The 15,398-nt window shown below is 62.5% G+C and carries 15 protein-coding genes; 9 read left to right on the top strand and 6 right to left on the bottom strand.

The features are described from left to right. Positions 1–77: 77 nt before the first annotated feature. A complete protein-coding gene (locus ACT5M9_RS04670) occupies positions 78–971 on the bottom strand; it encodes a DNA replication terminus site-binding protein (protein WP_457981356.1) in 894 nt (297 codons plus the stop codon). A 525-nt stretch (positions 972–1,496) separates the two neighbouring features. On the opposite strand from ACT5M9_RS04670, the gene ACT5M9_RS04665 reads away from it, so the two are divergent. The 7 genes from ACT5M9_RS04665 to ACT5M9_RS04635 all read left to right on the top strand — a co-directional run bounded on the left by ACT5M9_RS04665 (position 1,497) and on the right by ACT5M9_RS04635 (position 7,375). Next, positions 1,497–1,706, top strand: coding sequence for a DUF1127 domain-containing protein (locus ACT5M9_RS04665; protein ID WP_457981358.1), 210 nt, complete (start codon positions 1,497–1,499; stop codon positions 1,704–1,706). Between the two features lie 290 nt (positions 1,707–1,996). After that, positions 1,997–3,022, top strand: coding sequence for a succinylglutamate desuccinylase (astE, locus tag ACT5M9_RS04660; protein WP_457981360.1), 1,026 nt, complete (start codon positions 1,997–1,999; stop codon positions 3,020–3,022). A 271-nt stretch (positions 3,023–3,293) separates the two neighbouring features. Further along, positions 3,294–4,391, top strand: coding sequence for a pyruvate dehydrogenase (acetyl-transferring) E1 component subunit alpha (gene pdhA, locus ACT5M9_RS04655; RefSeq protein WP_457981362.1), 1,098 nt, complete (start codon positions 3,294–3,296; stop codon positions 4,389–4,391). After that, complete coding sequence (locus tag ACT5M9_RS04650) at positions 4,384–5,370, top strand: alpha-ketoacid dehydrogenase subunit beta (RefSeq protein WP_457981363.1); 987 nt, start codon at positions 4,384–4,386, stop codon at positions 5,368–5,370. Before pdhA ends, ACT5M9_RS04650 begins: the two co-directional genes overlap by 8 nt. 94 nt (positions 5,371–5,464) lie before the next feature. After that, positions 5,465–6,565, top strand: coding sequence for a dihydrolipoamide acetyltransferase family protein (locus tag ACT5M9_RS04645; RefSeq protein WP_457981364.1), 1,101 nt, complete (start codon positions 5,465–5,467; stop codon positions 6,563–6,565). 205 nt (positions 6,566–6,770) lie between these two features. After that, a complete protein-coding gene (locus tag ACT5M9_RS04640) occupies positions 6,771–6,980 on the top strand; it encodes a cold-shock protein (protein ID WP_005331438.1) in 210 nt (69 codons plus the stop codon). Positions 6,981–7,075: 95 nt separating this feature from the next. Beyond that, positions 7,076–7,375: a hypothetical protein gene (locus ACT5M9_RS04635; RefSeq protein WP_457981367.1), complete on the top strand. Its 300-nt coding sequence runs from the start codon at positions 7,076–7,078 to the stop codon at positions 7,373–7,375. On the opposite strand, the gene ACT5M9_RS04630 is transcribed toward ACT5M9_RS04635, so the two are convergent. Continuing rightward, entirely contained in the window at positions 7,362–7,610 is a 249-nt protein-coding gene (locus tag ACT5M9_RS04630) for a TIGR02647 family protein (RefSeq protein ID WP_438548886.1), read from the bottom strand. The genes ACT5M9_RS04635 and ACT5M9_RS04630 overlap by 14 nt on opposite strands. Positions 7,611–7,854: 244 nt before the next feature. On the opposite strand from ACT5M9_RS04630, the gene ACT5M9_RS04625 reads away from it, so the two are divergent. Further along, positions 7,855–8,406 (top strand): hypothetical protein, encoded by a 552-nt coding sequence (locus tag ACT5M9_RS04625; RefSeq protein WP_457981368.1) that lies wholly within the window; start codon positions 7,855–7,857, stop codon positions 8,404–8,406. A gap of 86 nt (positions 8,407–8,492) precedes the next feature. Then, positions 8,493–8,885: a DUF2750 domain-containing protein gene (locus tag ACT5M9_RS04620; RefSeq protein WP_033130508.1), complete on the top strand. Its 393-nt coding sequence runs from the start codon at positions 8,493–8,495 to the stop codon at positions 8,883–8,885. A gap of 173 nt (positions 8,886–9,058) precedes the next feature. Here ACT5M9_RS04620 and ACT5M9_RS04615 read toward each other — a convergent pair whose 3' ends face one another. From ACT5M9_RS04615 to ACT5M9_RS04600, 4 genes are all read right to left on the bottom strand, one after another. Beyond that, entirely contained in the window at positions 9,059–10,909 is a 1,851-nt protein-coding gene (locus ACT5M9_RS04615) for an extracellular solute-binding protein (RefSeq protein WP_457981369.1), read from the bottom strand. A 110-nt stretch (positions 10,910–11,019) separates the two neighbouring features. Then, a complete protein-coding gene (locus ACT5M9_RS04610) occupies positions 11,020–11,913 on the bottom strand; it encodes an EamA family transporter (RefSeq protein WP_457981371.1) in 894 nt (297 codons plus the stop codon). Positions 11,914–12,052: 139 nt separating this feature from the next. Continuing rightward, positions 12,053–12,799 (bottom strand): DeoR family transcriptional regulator, encoded by a 747-nt coding sequence (locus tag ACT5M9_RS04605; protein ID WP_457981373.1) that lies wholly within the window; start codon positions 12,797–12,799, stop codon positions 12,053–12,055. 165 nt (positions 12,800–12,964) lie between these two features. Beyond that, positions 12,965–15,397 (bottom strand): formate C-acetyltransferase/glycerol dehydratase family glycyl radical enzyme, encoded by a 2,433-nt coding sequence (locus ACT5M9_RS04600; protein ID WP_457981375.1) that lies wholly within the window; start codon positions 15,395–15,397, stop codon positions 12,965–12,967. Position 15,398 lies beyond the last annotated feature (1 nt).

Raw genomic sequence — 15,398 nt, 5'->3', positions numbered from 1 at the left:
CTCTTCGGGTGAAAGCAACAAGGGGAGCATCCGGCGATGCTCCCCTCGTCGTTTTGGCCCCACGGGCGAAGCCCTGCCTACCCCTGATAGCGGTAGAGGTGCAGGCGCTCTATGATGGCCTCGCCGCCTATCTTGCGATCCCGCCGCGCCTGGCGCAGCTTGGGGGGATAGTGGCCGAGGTGGGTGACGCTCGGCGCCGTGTCCGAGCAGAGCAGCAGGGGCAGGCTCGCTTTGAGCTGCTGTTTGCGCGGCTCCCTGTCCTGCCACAGCAGGTTGATCATGGGGTGGGTCTTGACCGGCCGCCGGATCCGCAGCTCCACGTTGGCGGGCAGACGGCGGATGTCGTACACCTCCTGATCCACCATCTTGCTCCACTCCTCGTTGTCCGACAGGGCCGGCACATAGCGGCGGCTGCGCTCCAGCATCTCCAGCACCTGCTCCCGTGTGAGCCGGCTGATACTCTGCTTGTCCGCCCAGGTAAAGCCAAGGGAATGCAGCTCCCCTGTGAGCAGGGTCAGCTTGCGATAGACCTGCAAGGTGATGACGCCGGGCAGGGCACCGTGCACCAGTTCGAACTTCTCATCTCGTCCACCGGCCTCTTGCACCAGGGATTTGAAGGCGAGTTTGTGGCCGTTGATCTCCTTGATCAGCGGGGTGAGCAGGGGGGCGCTGGCGGCGGGGAAACGCAGCCAGCCCGGCAGGCGCAGGGTCGCCTTGGTGGAGCAACCGGGGCGGGCGCTGTGATCCCGATAGGCGGCCAGGGTGGCGGCCAGCGCGGCCTCGCCGCTCAGATAGCCGACCTCTATGGTGTCGATGGGATCGTGCTCCTCCCCCATGGGCACGGCGGGGAGAGGATAGACATGGGCCTCCAGCGGCTCGAGTTGACCGAGCAGGTCGGCGAGGCGCGCCAGGGCGGCCTCCAGGGTCTCCATCTGCTGGCGCAGGGCGGCGGTGGGGGTAAAGGCATCCATCGGCATATCCTGTGGTCATCCCCTGCCGCTTTGCGTGACAGGCGGCGAGGGGGGACTTGGCTAAACTACTGTATAAATAACCATATCAGCATGGGAGCTGGGCGCCAAGTGTCCCCTTCACAATCCGCCAGCCGGGACGGAAAAGTTGGCGTCGTTTGAGTGTTGGTTATCTGTATCTGCCTGTTAAATAAGGATCAATGAAAGATCACTTGATTAACAACTGGTTGTGAACCCGTGGTTATCGGGCCCCTTGACGGCTTGAGGGCATGCATAGCTACTGCGAGAAATTGCATAGTTAGAAGCGAAGGCGGCAGGAGAAAATGCTGCGGGGTCACCATTCAGAGCATTAAAATAACATTATCGTTTAAAATCAATTGGTTATAACATCATCTTCTGTGGGTCTTATCATTAGTTTTACTAATCCATTGTATCAAAATTCGTCAATTGAGACGCCTCTGTTCCCTGACTAAGCTCTGCGCAACAAATTTGAACCCAGTGTCGAACTCAATTGAGAGGAGCCATCCCATGGCCAACATGACTTATACCGAAGCCGGTTACCAGCATTCCAGCCAATCTAACCTGATGGCTCGTGTGAAAACGACCGTCCTGACCTGGCTGGAGCGCAGCCGCAGCCGTCGACAGCTCTCCGAGCTGCCTGCCTACCTGCTCAAAGACATCGGCCTGAACGAAGCCGACCGTTATCAAGAGACCACCAAGCCGTTCTGGCGTGGTTGATCGACCGGGCATGGATGCCTCGTTTTTCTGTTGATAGTGTTTCTTTACCCATAGTCCCTGTCGTACCGCCATCACTGGCCTGATCCCCTTTCGTACCGCCCCGTTTGAATGCCCTGTACGTCCACGCTTTCCGCTCGCCATCCCCATAGCGTCACTTGTCATCACTTGTTGTCACATTTGTATCCTTACTGTTTGAATTTGTTTAAAAACTGATTCTAAGCCAAGGCGCCTTGCGTATAATCCGCCTTGTCTGACATCGACAAGTGTGAACCGACAAGAGGGTGAGACGGATGATTCCCCAGCATGACTTTTTGGCCCTGACCCGCCGCCACGAGTGGCAGCTCGACCCCTTCGCCTATGCGCTGCCAAACGGTGACAAGGTGAGCGTGTGGGACACGGGGGTGCTCTGCCTGGAGCCCGCCAGCGGCGCCGGTGATGAGCCGGGTGGTCGCAAGGACATAGTGCTCTCCTGCGGGGTTCACGGTAACGAGACCGCCCCCATCGAGATCTGCAACCAGCTGCTGTCGCGCTTGCTCGGCGGTGAGCTCAAGGCCCGCCACCGGGTGCTCTTCCTGTTTGGCAACCCGGCGGCCATGAACCTGGGGCTGCGGGAGGTGGAGGAGAACATGAACCGCCTCTTCTCCGGCGCCCACAGCAAGGGGGAGGGGCTGTGCAACCGGGAACGGATCCGCGCCATGCGCCTCGAGCAATATGTGAGCCGCTTCTTCGCCGACCCCGCCAGGCCCCGCTATCACTACGATCTGCACACCGCGATCCGCGGCTCGCGCCACGAGAAGTTTGCGGTCTACCCCTTCCCCCACGAGCGTCCCCACTGCAGGGAGCAGGTGCAGTTCCTCGGTGCCTGCGGGGTGCGCACCATACTGCTCTCCGGCGGGCCGACCACCACCTTCAGCTATTACAGCTCCCATCGCCACGGCGCCCACGCCTTCACGGTGGAACTCGGCAAGGTGCGCCCCTTTGGCGAGAACGACATGACCCGCTTTATCGAGGCCCGTCAGGCGTTGCAGGAGCTGGTGACCCAGGACGAGATGGCGCTGGAGCCCTGGCGGGCGGATGACTTCACCCTGTTCGCCATCGATCGGGTGATCAACAAGCGCTCCGAGCAGTTCCGCTTCCTGTTTGCCAGCGACGTGGACAATTTCACCGAGTTTCCCCAGGGATTTGTGCTGGCGGAGGACGGGGAGCAGCAGTACAGGGTAGAGAAACCGCGGGAGGCGGTGGTCTTCCCCAACGCCAACGTGGCCATCGGCCAGCGCACCATGCTGCTGGTAGTGCCGACCCGGTTATGGGAGTGATCTGAGCCCGATTCTGCCCGACGAAGTGGCGCCCCAGGCGGCCGCGGGGGCAGAACAGAGATTGGGAGTGATCCCGAAATCCCCCCGACAGGGAGCCCGAACGGGCTCCCTTCTTCGTTCCTGCTCGCCGAAAATCTCATCTTCTTTCTGAAATTAAAGAAGTTTCTACTGGTCTAACCTGACGAAATCCCATTGCCACCAAGTTAACATATTGTTTACATTTTGAGGGTCACCTCATGGTGGTGACGTTGACAACGGCAAGGAGCCAGTTATGACCCATGTCGACATCCCTTTCCTTCGTTACCTCGATGAGGAGGGGCGCCCGGTCGCGACACTGCCGACCTGGCTGGACAAGGCGACACTGCACACCTTCTACCGCAACATGGTGATGGTGCGCAGCTATGACAAGAAAGCGATAGCGCTGCAGCGAACCGGCAAACTCGGCACCTTTCCCTCCCACCTGGGGGCGGAAGCGGTGGGGATCGGGGTCGGGCTTGCCATGCGGCCAGAGGATGTCTACGTACCCTATTATCGGGACATGCCAACCCTCTATGTGAGGGGCGTGCCCATGGAGCAAAACCTGCAATATTGGGGCGGGGATGAGCGGGGCAGTGTTTTCTATAAGCCAGATGGCGAGTTATCGGAAGACTTGCCTATCTGCGTGCCCATCGCCACCCAGATCACCCACGCCGCCGGCATCGCCGCGGCCTTCAAGCTGCGCAACCAGCCCAGGGTCGCCGTGGTCACCATCGGCGATGGGGGCACCTCCAAGGGGGACTTCCTCGAGGGGCTCAACTGCGCCGGGGTCTGGCACCTCCCCATGGTGATGATCATCAACAACAACCAGTGGGCCATCTCGGTGCCGCGCAAGTTGCAGACCAGCGCCCCCACTTTGGCCCAGAAGGGCATAGGGGCCGGGGTGCGCAGCCTGCAGGTCGACGGCAACGACGTGGTGGCCGTCTATGAGGCGACCCGCGCCGCCATGGAGCGGGCCCGCAGCGGCAAGGGGCCGACCCTGATCGAGGCGGTCAGCTACCGGCTCGGGGATCACACCACAGCCGATGACGCCACCCGCTATCGGGAATCCGCCGAGGTGGAAGTCGCCTGGGCCAAGGAGCCGGTCAAGCGGCTGCGCCAGTTCATGGCCGAGCAGGGCTGGTGGGATGAGCTGCAGGAGCAAGCGCTGCTGGCAGAGGCCGCCCGTGAGGTCGAGCGCGCCGTCGCCGCCTACGAGGGGACGGCGCCCCAGGCGCCTGAAACCCTGCTTGACTACCAGTTCGCCGAGCTGCCGAAGGACTATCGCACCCAGCGTCAACGCATCATCGCCAAGGGGATGCAGTTGCAGGGCGGGGAGACACATCATGAGTGAAATTACGCTGCTTGAAGCAGTCAACCTGGCTCTGCATCACGAGATGGAGCGCGACCCGGACGTGGTGGTGCTCGGCGAGGACGTGGGGGTCAACGGCGGGGTATTTCGCGCCACCGTGGGCTTGCGCGACAAGTTTGGTTTCAAGCGGGTGATAGACACCCCGCTTGCCGAGGGGCTGATCGCCGGGGTAGCGGTCGGCATGGCCACCCAGGGGCTCAAGCCCGTGGCCGAGTTCCAGTTCCAGGGCTTCATCTTCCCCGGCATGGAGCAGATCATCTGCCAGGCGGCGCGCATGCGCAATCGCACTCGTGGCCGCCTCTCCTGCCCCCTGGTCTACCGCTCTCCCTATGGCGCCGGCATTCACTCGCCTGAGCACCACAGCGAGAGCGTGGAGGCGCTGTTCGCCCATATTCCCGGCCTGCGGGTGGTGATCCCGTCGAGCCCCAAGCGGGCGTATGGCCTGCTGCTCTCCGCCATCCGGGACCCGGATCCCGTGATGTTCTTCGAGCCGGATCGCATCTATCGCTCCATGAAATCGGACGTGGTGGATGACGGCATCGGTTTGCCGCTCGACGTCTGTTTCACCCTGAGGCCCGGGCGGGATCTCACCATAGTTGCCTGGGGGGCCTGCATTCAGGAGGTGATGCGGGCCGCCGCCCAACTGGCGGAGCGGGACATTCAGTGCGAGGTGCTGGACTTGGCCACCATCAAGCCGCTGGACATGGAGAGCATCCTCAGCTCGGTGCGCAAGACAGGTCGGCTGCTGGTGGTGCACGAGGCCTGCGGCAGCTTCGGGGTCGGTGCCGAAATCGTGGCGCGGGTCACCGAGGAGGCGCTGACTTCCCTCAAGGCGCCGCCCAGGCGCCTCACCGGGGTGGACGCCGCCGTGCCCTACTATCGCAACGAGGAGTATTACCTCATCACCGAGCAGGATATTGCGGATGCGGCACACCAGCTGATGGAGAAGAATTGGCTATGACCTTTTACACAGATGGGCGGTTGAGCGATCGCGCAAACGACGGGCATGGAATTTTTCAACGTGCGGTGATTTCCCAGCGGATGGAGAACGGGTCATGAAATTTTTCAAATTACCGGATCTGGGCGAAGGATTGGCCGAGGCCGAGATAGTGGAATGGAAGGTGAGCGCCGGCGATACCGTGAGCGTCGATCAGGTGCTGCTGTCGGTAGAGACCGCCAAGGCGCTGGTGGACGTGCCCTCGCCAGTGGCCGGGGTCATCGCCCGTCTGTGCGGCCAGGAGGGGGACATCCTCCACATCGGCGCCCCCCTGGTGGAGTTTGAAGGGGGGGAAGATGACGGCACAGTGGTGGGCAAGGTGAGCGCCCATCAGCAGCATATCGAGGATCACTTCGTGGTGGGCGCCATGGCCCCCGGCGGCAGCCTGGTGCAGGCCATGCCCGCGGTGCGGCTGCTGGCGCAAAAACTCGGCCTCGACATCGACAAGATCCAGGGCAGCGGCAGCGCCGGCATGGTGACCGAGCAGGACGTGCAAGCGGCGTTCGAGGCGATGCAGGAGAGCGGCAACGAGTTCCTCAAGGGCTCTCGCCGGGCCATGGCCAAGGCGATGGAGCTGTCCCATAAGACGGTAGTGCCGGTCAGCCTCACCGACGAGGTGGACCTGCGCCACTGGCGCGCCGATGAAGACGTCACCGTTCGCCTAATCAAGGCCATCGGGGTGGCGTGCCGGGCCGAGCCTTCCATGAACGCCTGGTTCGACGGGGATACGCTCTCGAGGCGGCTGTTCAACGAGATCAACGTGGCCATCGCCGTCGACTCCAAACACGGCCTCTATGTGCCCGTGATGGAGAACGTGGCCGAGCGGGAGCGGGCGGATATCCGTCAGGGGCTGGATCGGATGATCGCCGATGTGAAGGCGCGCGCCGTGCCGCGGGAGATGCTGCAGGGGGCGACCATCACCCTCACCAACTTCGGTGCCATCGCGGGCCGCTACGCCAGCCCAGTGGTCACACCGCCCCAGGTGGCCATCGTCGGGGCGGGCAAGTTGTTCGAGAAGGTGGTGTTCATCCACGGGGAGGCGAGACCGGTTCGCGCGCTGCCCTTGTCGATGACCTTTGACCACCGCGCCTGCACCGGCGGCGAGGCGGCGCGCTTCCTCAAAGCCCTGGTCCAGGCACTGGAATCTGCCGATGTGTAAGCACTCGTACCCTGCCGCTGGCAGGGTACGAATTTGTTTGCGTAATCGACAAAGGGACGTATAATCTCAGGCAGCTTGAAAAGGCGATTGTTATGTCAATGAATACGATGTTTTACATCTTTTCCTGTTGTTCATAAGTAAATCCCGTTTTTGAGCTTTACCCGCTGAAAAGCATAAGTAATTATTTTGAATACAGGTTAAAGATATGTCCAACATGATCACCGGTACCGTTAAGTTTTTCAACGAAACCAAAGGTTTTGGCTTCATCCAGCAAGAAAACGGCCCGGACGTTTTCGTTCACTTCAGCGCCATCAGCGGTAACGGCTTCCGTACCCTGGCTGAAGGTCAGCGCGTACAGTTCTCTGTGACCCAAGGTCAGAAAGGCCCGCAGGCTGAGAACGTAACTGCTCTGTAATTCTTACAGAATTTAAGAAAGCCGCGTTGCCTCTGGTACCGCGGCTTTTTGTTTATGGCATATTCTTGAACCATGTCTGAGTCGTGCCAACCACCATGATCCCATCCCTGCTGCTGACTGCCTCCCTGCTTGCTGCGACGCCTGCGCCCGACCCCGTGGCCGATAAGGCCGTGGCCGTGTGCCAGCAATTCGTGCAGGTTCGCCTGGGTAAGGCGGCCCAGCCCGAGGAGGTCAAGGCTCAGCCCGTGGCCAAGCGGGCGGGGGAGTGGCTGGTGGACGGCCAAGTAAAAGGACCCGAAGGTCCTTTGTTGTTTGCCTGTTTGTTGCGACACCAGAAGAACTGGGAGTTGCTCAACTTCTCGCTCTGGGCGCCACAGGAGCTCAATTCGGCTTGAGCGCCACCAACAGATGCTGGAGATGCTCGAGCATGGTCATGCCAAAGGGGGTCAGGTAGCCGCCGTCGACGGCACTGATCATGCCCTGGCTGTGCAGGCGCTCTGCCGCCAGGCTCAGCGCCGGGGAGAGATCGCTGCGCAGCTTGATCCCCTGGCTCATGTTGGCCGGATCAAAGCATGCCAGTATTTTCAGCTCATTCACAAAATCCTCGGAAACCTGGTCGATCCCACTCATGGATGCACTCCTTAACGCTAAAGATGTATGCAAACTAACATTCCCGGTTTCACTTTAGTGGGCGCTGGCTCAAAGTATTGGGCTTTGTGAGAGCTGGCGTTGTGCAAGCGCTGCTTTTTTGGCCGCACTCCCAACATGGGCAAGCGAGCTGGCCCGCCCGTCGACCATTAAACATGGTAGAATAGTTCCTCTTCTGTCTTTTTGGCCAGGCATGCTCCCGGCCTTCCAGCTCAAGGCGTCGCTCATGATCACAGTCACACTGGTTTCTCTGCTGCACAGGCTTGCCCCCCGTTTTCCAGTCTATGCCCCTTCCTTGCTGTTACCCCTGCTCGACGCTCATCAGGGGGACTTGTGGCTGCCTGCCATCAAGGGGACAGATCTGACGGTGCTGCATCAGCATGGGCGACCCCATCAGGTGCTGGCGTCGCTGGCCTCGGGCTGGTGCGATTTTGCGACCAGCGAGGGAGGAGATACCCCCGAACTCGACGCGCTGGCGAGCTACGACGAGGAGATGATGGACAACCTGCTGATGTACTGGAGCAACCCGGCCAAGATCAACAGCCCGATCACCGATAACCTGTTCGAACTGCGCCGCGAGGTGGTGGACGAGGCCCACGGTGCCAAGCTGGCGAGCGCCTGGGAGCAGCAGCAACTGGCGCGCTTCGAGCAGATCATGCAAGGGGGGCAGGCCGGGCGGGCGCAACTCTGCTTCGTGGAGGTGGAGTCTGCCTACTGGCTGCGTCAGCGCCTGAGCGAGACGCCCGGCGTCGCCCTCGTGGTCCCGACCCTGGCGTGAACCGCCCGCCGATAACGCGCTCCTGCTGGACAAGCCGCCGGCAAGATGTGAACATGTCGCCCTTTATTGAATGAGAGACTTGACCGATGAGCTATGAACTTAGCGACACCGAGCGCAATGCTGCGCTGCAACTGAACGCCGACTACCGCTTTGATCACTTCATCAGCAAGCTGGTCGAGCACGAAGAGCTGTTTGTCCTGACCGACGAACACGGCGTCATGATGTTGACCACAGAAGATGAAGACTGCATTCCCGTCTGGCCGCACCCGGAATACGCCAAGGCCTGGGCCGAAGGCGAGTGGGCCGATTGCAAGCCGCAATCCATCACCCTCAAGGTGTGGCTGGAGCGTTGGGTCGATGGCATGGAGCAAGATGAGCTCTGCGTCGCCGTGTTCCCGACCCCGGATCAGGAAGGTATAGTGCTGGAGCCGGCCGACGTGGCCGACGCCATCGCCCAGAAGCAAGCCAAGCGCGGCTAAGCCTCGCCGCTTTCCTTGCTGCAAAAAAAGACCCCGCCATCGTGCGGGGTCTTTTTTATGACAATGGGTACGCTAGTGCTGATTGAAGACCCCGACCCTATGGTGCAGGGTCTTTCGTTTATTGCGATGGATAAAAACTCGCTCCCATAGGGTGAGATCTTTTTCCCTCAGGTTCAGGGCTGTTGATAGCGGGTATCGACCAGGGTGACGGGGGGGAAGCCCTGGCCGCGCTTGATGGCGGCGAGGGTCTCCTGCTTGACCTTGTCATCTATCCAGAACAGGCCGCCGTAGCTGTAACCCGAGTTGGCGCCGTCCAGCGGCCAGTAGAGCAGATCGCTCTGTGGCGTTGCCGGCGTCTTGGGCAGCTTGATCCAGCGCCAGGCGCCGGCCCGGGTGTAGGGCACCTGATAGGCGGGCACGAAGCTCGCGAGCTCGAACAGCCGCTGCTGGATCTGGCGCGAGAGCTCGGCCTTCCTGGCGAAGTCGAACGCCTTGTCGTACTGCTCCACCAGGGCGGAGATGGCGTCATCGTTGATATTCATGATGTTATTGGTCTGGGGCTTGTTGGCGTTCACCTTGTGGAAATACTCCCAGTAGGCGGGATAGCGGCCGGTACTCCAGCCCATCCAGGCGCTCTGGTGCTTCTTCTCCAGCATGGACTTGAAGCCGGCGGAGGCGTCCATCAGGTTCAGCTCCAGGTTGAGGCCAGCTTTCTTCGCCTCCTCCCGCAGCAGGGTCAGCCGCTGGGCATGCTCCGCCGTGGTGTAGGTGATGGTGAGGGAGAGAGTCTGTCCCTTGTCGTTTTGCAGCACGCCGTCCGGCCCCGTCCTAGTAAAGCCTGCCTTGGCGAAGTACTCCCGCGCCAGCTTGGGATCGAAGGGGCGCGCCTTGAGATCGGTATTGGTGAAAACTCCCTGGCCGGAGCCATAGGTGTTGAGGCGCTGGTAATCCCCCCGCAACAGGGTCGCTATCATCTTGTCGATGTCGAGGGAATACTGGATGCCGAGCCGCACGTTGAGATCCCTCAGCAGGGGATCGGCGGTGTTGAGGTAGAGCCCCATGGGGGATTGGGGGGTCTGAGTATAGAACCAGAGCCGCTCGATATAGCCCTTCTCGAACTCCGCCGTCTTGCTCTTGTCATGCCACCAGTTCGGCATGACGAGCCCGAAGGTGTCCAGCTCGCCGCGCAGGAAGTGCTGCCAGGCGATGTTCTGATCCCGTAGCACCTTGACCTCTATCCTGTCCGGATTGAAGCGGTGCTGGAAGTAGCGCTCGTCGTTGCCCCACCAATCCTTGACCCGCAGGAAGGTGACGGATTTGCCCTTCTTGACCTCGCCGATCCGATAGGCGCCGGTGACCGGCAACACCTTCCAGTTGTACTCCTTGACCCAGTTGGCGGTGAGCTGAATGGCGTGGCTCGGCTCGGGGGAGAAGGGGAGGGAGTCCAGCAGATCCTCCCGGCTCTTCTCGGTGCCGCTGGTGATGGAGAAGGTGTGGTCGTCGAACTTGGTCACATCGACTATCTGGGTCGAGTAGTAGTTGTTGTACCAGGGGTCGTTGATCTCCTTGCTGCGCATCATCTTGAGGGTAAACAGCCAGTCGTCCGTGGTGACCGGCTGGCCGTCCGACCAGCGGGCCTTGGGGTTGATGCGAAAATAGAGGGTCTTGTTGTCGGCCCCGAACGCCCACTGGTTCGCCAGCATGGGCATGGGCTTGCCGGTGATCGGGTGGGTGGCGAGCAGGGGCAGGGTCCCCTCCCGGATGTAACCGGCGAAGCCGCCATTGGAGTCCGGCCCGTATTTGCGCAGGGTGAGGGGGAAGCTGGTCATGAAGTCGTGAAAGGTGCCCCCTCGCTGGGCGGCGGGATCGGCGTAGACGGGGTCTGTGTCGTTGCTCTCCCACACAAGATCGGCCGGCAAGGCAGCGCACCAGCCGAAGGTGCTAAAAAGCAGAGGGATTGTGAGGGCTGTGAATCGTGAGATGCGCGAAAGCCGTGAAAGGGTCGGTGACGAAGGGTGCAGCATATCCTTGCTCTCCTGATGATGGGCGTCCTGCCGGCAACAAACGATAACAGGCCCCGAGGGGCCTGTTTCAATATGGAAAGTTTATCCGTGTGGGTCAATGGGTTGTCGCCTCAGTGATCGGTCTGTGGTTTGAACAGCCGCAGGCGCCCTCCCAGCAGGTGCACCACGAAGCCGAGCAGCACCAGGGCCGAGCCCAGCCATTGCAGCATGTTGGGGTGCTCGTCCAGCAAGAGGGCGGCGGTCACCATGCCGACGCAGGGCACCAGCAGGGAGAGGGGAGCCACCTGGGCGACTGGGTAGCGCATCAGCAGCCGCCCCCAGAGCCCATAGCCGAGCCAGGTGGCGATAAACGACAGATAGATGACGCACAGGAGCCCCTGCCAGCTGAAGTGCAGCAGGCTGTCTGCGATGCGCTCCGGCCCCTCGAACAGCCAGGAGAGGGCGAGGAAGGGGAGTATGGGCACCAGGCCGCCCCAGGCGATGAGGCTCGGCAAGGTGGTCTGGTAGCGCAGGCCGATCTGGCGATTGATGACGTTGCCAAGGCCCCAGCAGGCGGCGGCGCACAGGGTGAGTACGAAGCCGAGCAGGGTGAGGTTGCCCTCACCAAAGGCGGCGATGAGGTAGAGGCCGCCCCCGGCCAGGGGCAAGGCCACCCAGTGATGGGTCTGCCAGCGCTCCCCCAGCCAGATCATGGCGAACAGCAGGGTGAACAGCACCTGGGATTGCAGCACCAGGGAGGCCATGCCCGCCGGCATGCCGAACTTCATGGCGCTGAACAGGAAGGCGAACTGCCCCAGGCTGATGGCGCCCCCATAGGCCAGCAGCCAGCGCCAGGGCATGGCGGGTCTGGGCACCAGCAGGATGGCGGGGAACACCACCCCGATGAAGCGAAGGGCCCCGAGCAGCAGGGGTGGTATCCCCTCCAGTCCCCACTTGATCACCACGAAGTTGAGTCCCCAGCAGAGAATGACCAGGGCGGCCAGACACTTGTCCTTGGCTTGCATATACGTCCTTGTTCGCATGGCTTGGTATGAGAAGGCGTCGGACGGGCCGGCGCTCGGGCAGAGGCTCGAGCATAACCGCTAAAGGGTGATCGGCGTCAACCCGTGAGACGGCAGGAGGGGCAATCTCTCCCCAAAGGGATCAGGCCGCGACGCAGTGCAGGGTCACCCCGCGGGCTTCGAGGGCGCTGCGCATGGGGGCGGGCAGGGCGTCGTCGGTGACCAGCACGCCTATCTGACCCGGGGCGCCGAGGGGGCTGGGATGGATGGCGCCAAACTTGCTGCTGTCGGTGATGACCACGTTGGTCACCCCCTTGGCCAGCACGCTGTTGACCACGTCGGCCCGCATCATGTCCCGGCCGGTGAAGCCCATCTCGGGGTGAAAGCCATCGACTCCGATGAAGGCCTTGGAGAAGTGCACCTGCTCTATGCACAGACGGGTGAGGGGCCCCACCACGCTCTCGCTCTGCTGCTGGTAGAGGCCCCCCAGCAGCACGACCTGGGTCTGGGTGTCCTTGAGCAGGTGGGCGATGAAGCTGCTGATGGTGATGATGGTCACCCGCTTGTGCAGAGCCAGGTGGCGGGCCAGCAGGGCGTTGGCACTGCCCCCCTCGATAAACACAGTCTCCCCGTCCTCCACCAACTGGGCGGCCCGCTCGGCGAGGCGCTCCTTGAGCGGGTAGTTGATGTTCATGCGGGCGTCGGGATCGTCGCTGTCGAGCGCCATGGCGGAGCCGTGCACCCGTTTGAGCAGCCCCTGCTTCTCCAGGGCGGTGAGGTCGCCCCGTACCGTCACCTCGGAGACGCCCGTGTGTTGGGCCAGTTCACTCACGCTCATCTTGCGGGCCTGGTGAACCAGGGTAAGGATCTGTTGGCGGCGTAGGTTCATGGCTGTGGCTCGATGCGAACGATGAAAAGGCATGGCGGCCGCGGCCGCCATGAAGATACCCGTCAGAGACTGTGCTCGATGGGCGGGATGATAGCATCTTGTGCCGGCGGCGATAAGGCGGTGAAAAGCCTGTTAATTCGGTATTTTCACCGCCTCGTCCGCCCCTCAGAGGCTGTGCTCGGTGCGGGCTATGATGTCGTCCTGGGCATCCGGGGAGAGGGCGGTGAAGAAGGCGGAGTAACCCGCCACCCGCACCACCAGATCCCGGTACTGATCCGGATGGGCCTTGGCCGCCAGCAGGGTCTCGCGAGAGACGATGTTGTACTGCACGTGCCACCCCTTGTGCACCTCGAAGAAGGTGCGCAGCAGGCTCATCAGCTTGGCCTTGTCCCGCTCGTTCTCGAGGCTCGCCGGGCTCAGCTTCTGGTTGAGCAGCACGCCGCCGAGGATGGCCGCGGTGGGCAGCTTGCCCAGCGAATTGAACACCGCCGTGGGCCCCAGGCGATCGGAGCCGGAGGCCGGGCTCGCCCCCTCCGCCAGCGGCGTCTTGGCATGGCGCCCATCCGGGGTGGCCATGGTGGCCGCGCCGAACGGCACGTTGGCGGAGATGGAGGAGGTGCCGGCGTAGTAGGTGCCGCCTATGGGGCCGCGGCCGAAGCGGGTGTTGTGCAGCCCCTTCAGCTCGTCGATGTAGCTCTGGTAGGCGCGTACCAGCAGCAGATCCACCTCGTCCTGATCGTTGCCGTACTTCGGCGCCGCATTGGCGAGGCGCTGGCGCAGCAGCTCGCCGGACAGTCCCGCGAAGTCCTGCTCCAGGGCTTCGGCCAGCACGGCCTGATCGATGATCCCCTGCTCGAACACCAGCCTCTTGATGGCCGCCAGGCTGTTGCCGAGGTTCGCTATCCCCACCTGCAGGCCTGAGACCCAGTCATAGACGGCGCCCCCCTGCTTGATGGTCTTGCCGCGCTCGATGCAGTCGTCCACCAGGGCGCTGCAGAGGATGTCGTGGGCCTGGGCCTCCAGCACGCTGTCGACCACGCAGTCGATCTCGATGGACTTGCGGGTGAAGTAGCGCACCTGCTCGTCCCAGCGGGCCATCACCTCCTCGAAGGCGCCGAAAGAGGCGTCCCGCAGGGTCTCTGACTGGGGCAGGAACACCTGGCCCGTGGTGGCGTCCCGGCCGCCGTCCAGGGCCGCCAGCAGGATGCGGGCGAAGTTGATGAAGCTCATGCCGGTGCAGCGATAGCCCCACTTGCCGGGCACGGCGGTCTCGATGCAGCCGATGGCGGCGTAGTGGTGGGCATCCTCCACGCTCACCCCGAGCCTGATGAACTCGGGGATGACTATTTCGTCGTTGTTGAAGGCGGGCATGCCGAAGCCGCAGCGGATCACCTGGATGCAGGCGTCGAGGAAGTCCTCGCTCATGCCGGCATGGTAGCGCACCGAGAGGTTCGGCTGGGTGGAGCGCAACTGGCCACAGGACTCCAGGATGGCGTAGGAGAGGCCGTTGACCGCATCACTCGCCTCGCCGTTGCGCCAGTTTTGGCCCCCTATGGTGACGTTCTGGTACAGGGGGCTGCCGGCGGAGGCTTTGGAGTGGGTGCCGGAGCGGATCTTGTTCACCTCCAGCAGCTTCAGCCAGCAGGATTGCAGCAACTCGATGGCGCGTTCGCGGGGCAGAGTCTCTTCCAGCTCTACCTCCCTGCGATACCAGGGGTACAGATATTGATCCATGCGGCCAAACGACACCGAGTGGCCGTTGGACTCGATCTGCAAAATGAGCTGGATGAAGTAACAGAGCTGCAGTGCCTGCCAGAAGGTTTCCGGCGGCTGGTGGGCGATGTGGGCGCAGTTGGCTGCGATCTGCAGCAGCTCTTCGCACCGCTCGGTGCGCGGCTCCTGCCGGGCCATCTCCCGGGCCAGGGCGGCGTAGCGCTCGATGTGAGCACTGACCGCATCCAGAGTGATGGCAACCCCCTGCAGGAACTGCTCTTTTTGCAGATCGGCCCAGTCGGCCAGATCGAGTCGGCCGCGGCGCTCGCTCACGCGGGTCTGCAGGCCTGCCAGCCCCTTGCCGAGCAGCTCCTCGAAGTTGACCGCGAGGTGGGCATCTCCCGAGGTCATGTTGCCCTCGGCCTTGATGATGCCGCTCTCCAGCAGCGCTTTTTGCTCCTCGGTGAACATGCCAAAGCAGCGATCCTGCACCGTCTGGCCGCGCCAGAAGGGGGTGAGGCCATGGATGACTTGCTTGTCTGCCTCGCTCACCGCAAAACCGGCGCCGGGCCGCTCGGCCAGCTCGTCTATCTCCTTCTCAATCCAGCCCACGGTGTATTCGGGGAAGAGCGGCGCGGCGCGCACCTGGCTCGCCTGGTTGCCGACGATGAGCTCGTCGTGCCTGATCCAGAGGGTGCGCTCGGCCAGGTGGTGGGCCAGGGCCAGGGCCCGGCGCACCGGCAGCGGGCGGGCCAGGTGGGCCTGGTAGGCCTCGGTGTAGTGGCGGGCGCGCTCGGTGCAGACCGGCGGCTGGACGATATGGATCAGGCTCTCCTTGTGGGCGCGGATCCGGGGGCTCAGGGTATTGAGGTCGAGCTGGGTCATG

Source organism: Aeromonas sp. AE23HZ002T15 (assembly GCF_054165525.2).
This window is presented reverse-complemented; position numbering and strand designations above follow the sequence as displayed.

What these genes read in the sequence shown, in the direction of transcription:
- ACT5M9_RS04645 (WP_457981364.1), top strand. Translation starts at nt 5,465, where the DNA reads ATGAAATTTTTCAAATTACCGGATCTGGGCGAAGGATTGGCCGAGGCC.
- ACT5M9_RS04630 (WP_438548886.1), bottom strand. Translation starts at nt 7,610, where the DNA reads ATGAGTGGGATCGACCAGGTTTCCGAGGATTTTGTGAATGAGCTGAAA.
- ACT5M9_RS04640 (WP_005331438.1), top strand. Translation starts at nt 6,771, where the DNA reads ATGTCCAACATGATCACCGGTACCGTTAAGTTTTTCAACGAAACCAAA.
- pdhA (WP_457981362.1), top strand. Translation starts at nt 3,294, where the DNA reads ATGACCCATGTCGACATCCCTTTCCTTCGTTACCTCGATGAGGAGGGG.
- ACT5M9_RS04650 (WP_457981363.1), top strand. Translation starts at nt 4,384, where the DNA reads ATGAGTGAAATTACGCTGCTTGAAGCAGTCAACCTGGCTCTGCATCAC.
- ACT5M9_RS04605 (WP_457981373.1), bottom strand. Translation starts at nt 12,799, where the DNA reads ATGAACCTACGCCGCCAACAGATCCTTACCCTGGTTCACCAGGCCCGC.
- ACT5M9_RS04615 (WP_457981369.1), bottom strand. Translation starts at nt 10,909, where the DNA reads ATGCTGCACCCTTCGTCACCGACCCTTTCACGGCTTTCGCGCATCTCA.
- ACT5M9_RS04670 (WP_457981356.1), bottom strand. Translation starts at nt 971, where the DNA reads ATGGATGCCTTTACCCCCACCGCCGCCCTGCGCCAGCAGATGGAGACC.
- astE (WP_457981360.1), top strand. Translation starts at nt 1,997, where the DNA reads ATGATTCCCCAGCATGACTTTTTGGCCCTGACCCGCCGCCACGAGTGG.
- ACT5M9_RS04610 (WP_457981371.1), bottom strand. Translation starts at nt 11,913, where the DNA reads ATGCAAGCCAAGGACAAGTGTCTGGCCGCCCTGGTCATTCTCTGCTGG.
- ACT5M9_RS04635 (WP_457981367.1), top strand. Translation starts at nt 7,076, where the DNA reads ATGATCCCATCCCTGCTGCTGACTGCCTCCCTGCTTGCTGCGACGCCT.
- ACT5M9_RS04625 (WP_457981368.1), top strand. Translation starts at nt 7,855, where the DNA reads ATGATCACAGTCACACTGGTTTCTCTGCTGCACAGGCTTGCCCCCCGT.
- ACT5M9_RS04620 (WP_033130508.1), top strand. Translation starts at nt 8,493, where the DNA reads ATGAGCTATGAACTTAGCGACACCGAGCGCAATGCTGCGCTGCAACTG.
- ACT5M9_RS04665 (WP_457981358.1), top strand. Translation starts at nt 1,497, where the DNA reads ATGGCCAACATGACTTATACCGAAGCCGGTTACCAGCATTCCAGCCAA.
- ACT5M9_RS04600 (WP_457981375.1), bottom strand. Translation starts at nt 15,397, where the DNA reads ATGACCCAGCTCGACCTCAATACCCTGAGCCCCCGGATCCGCGCCCAC.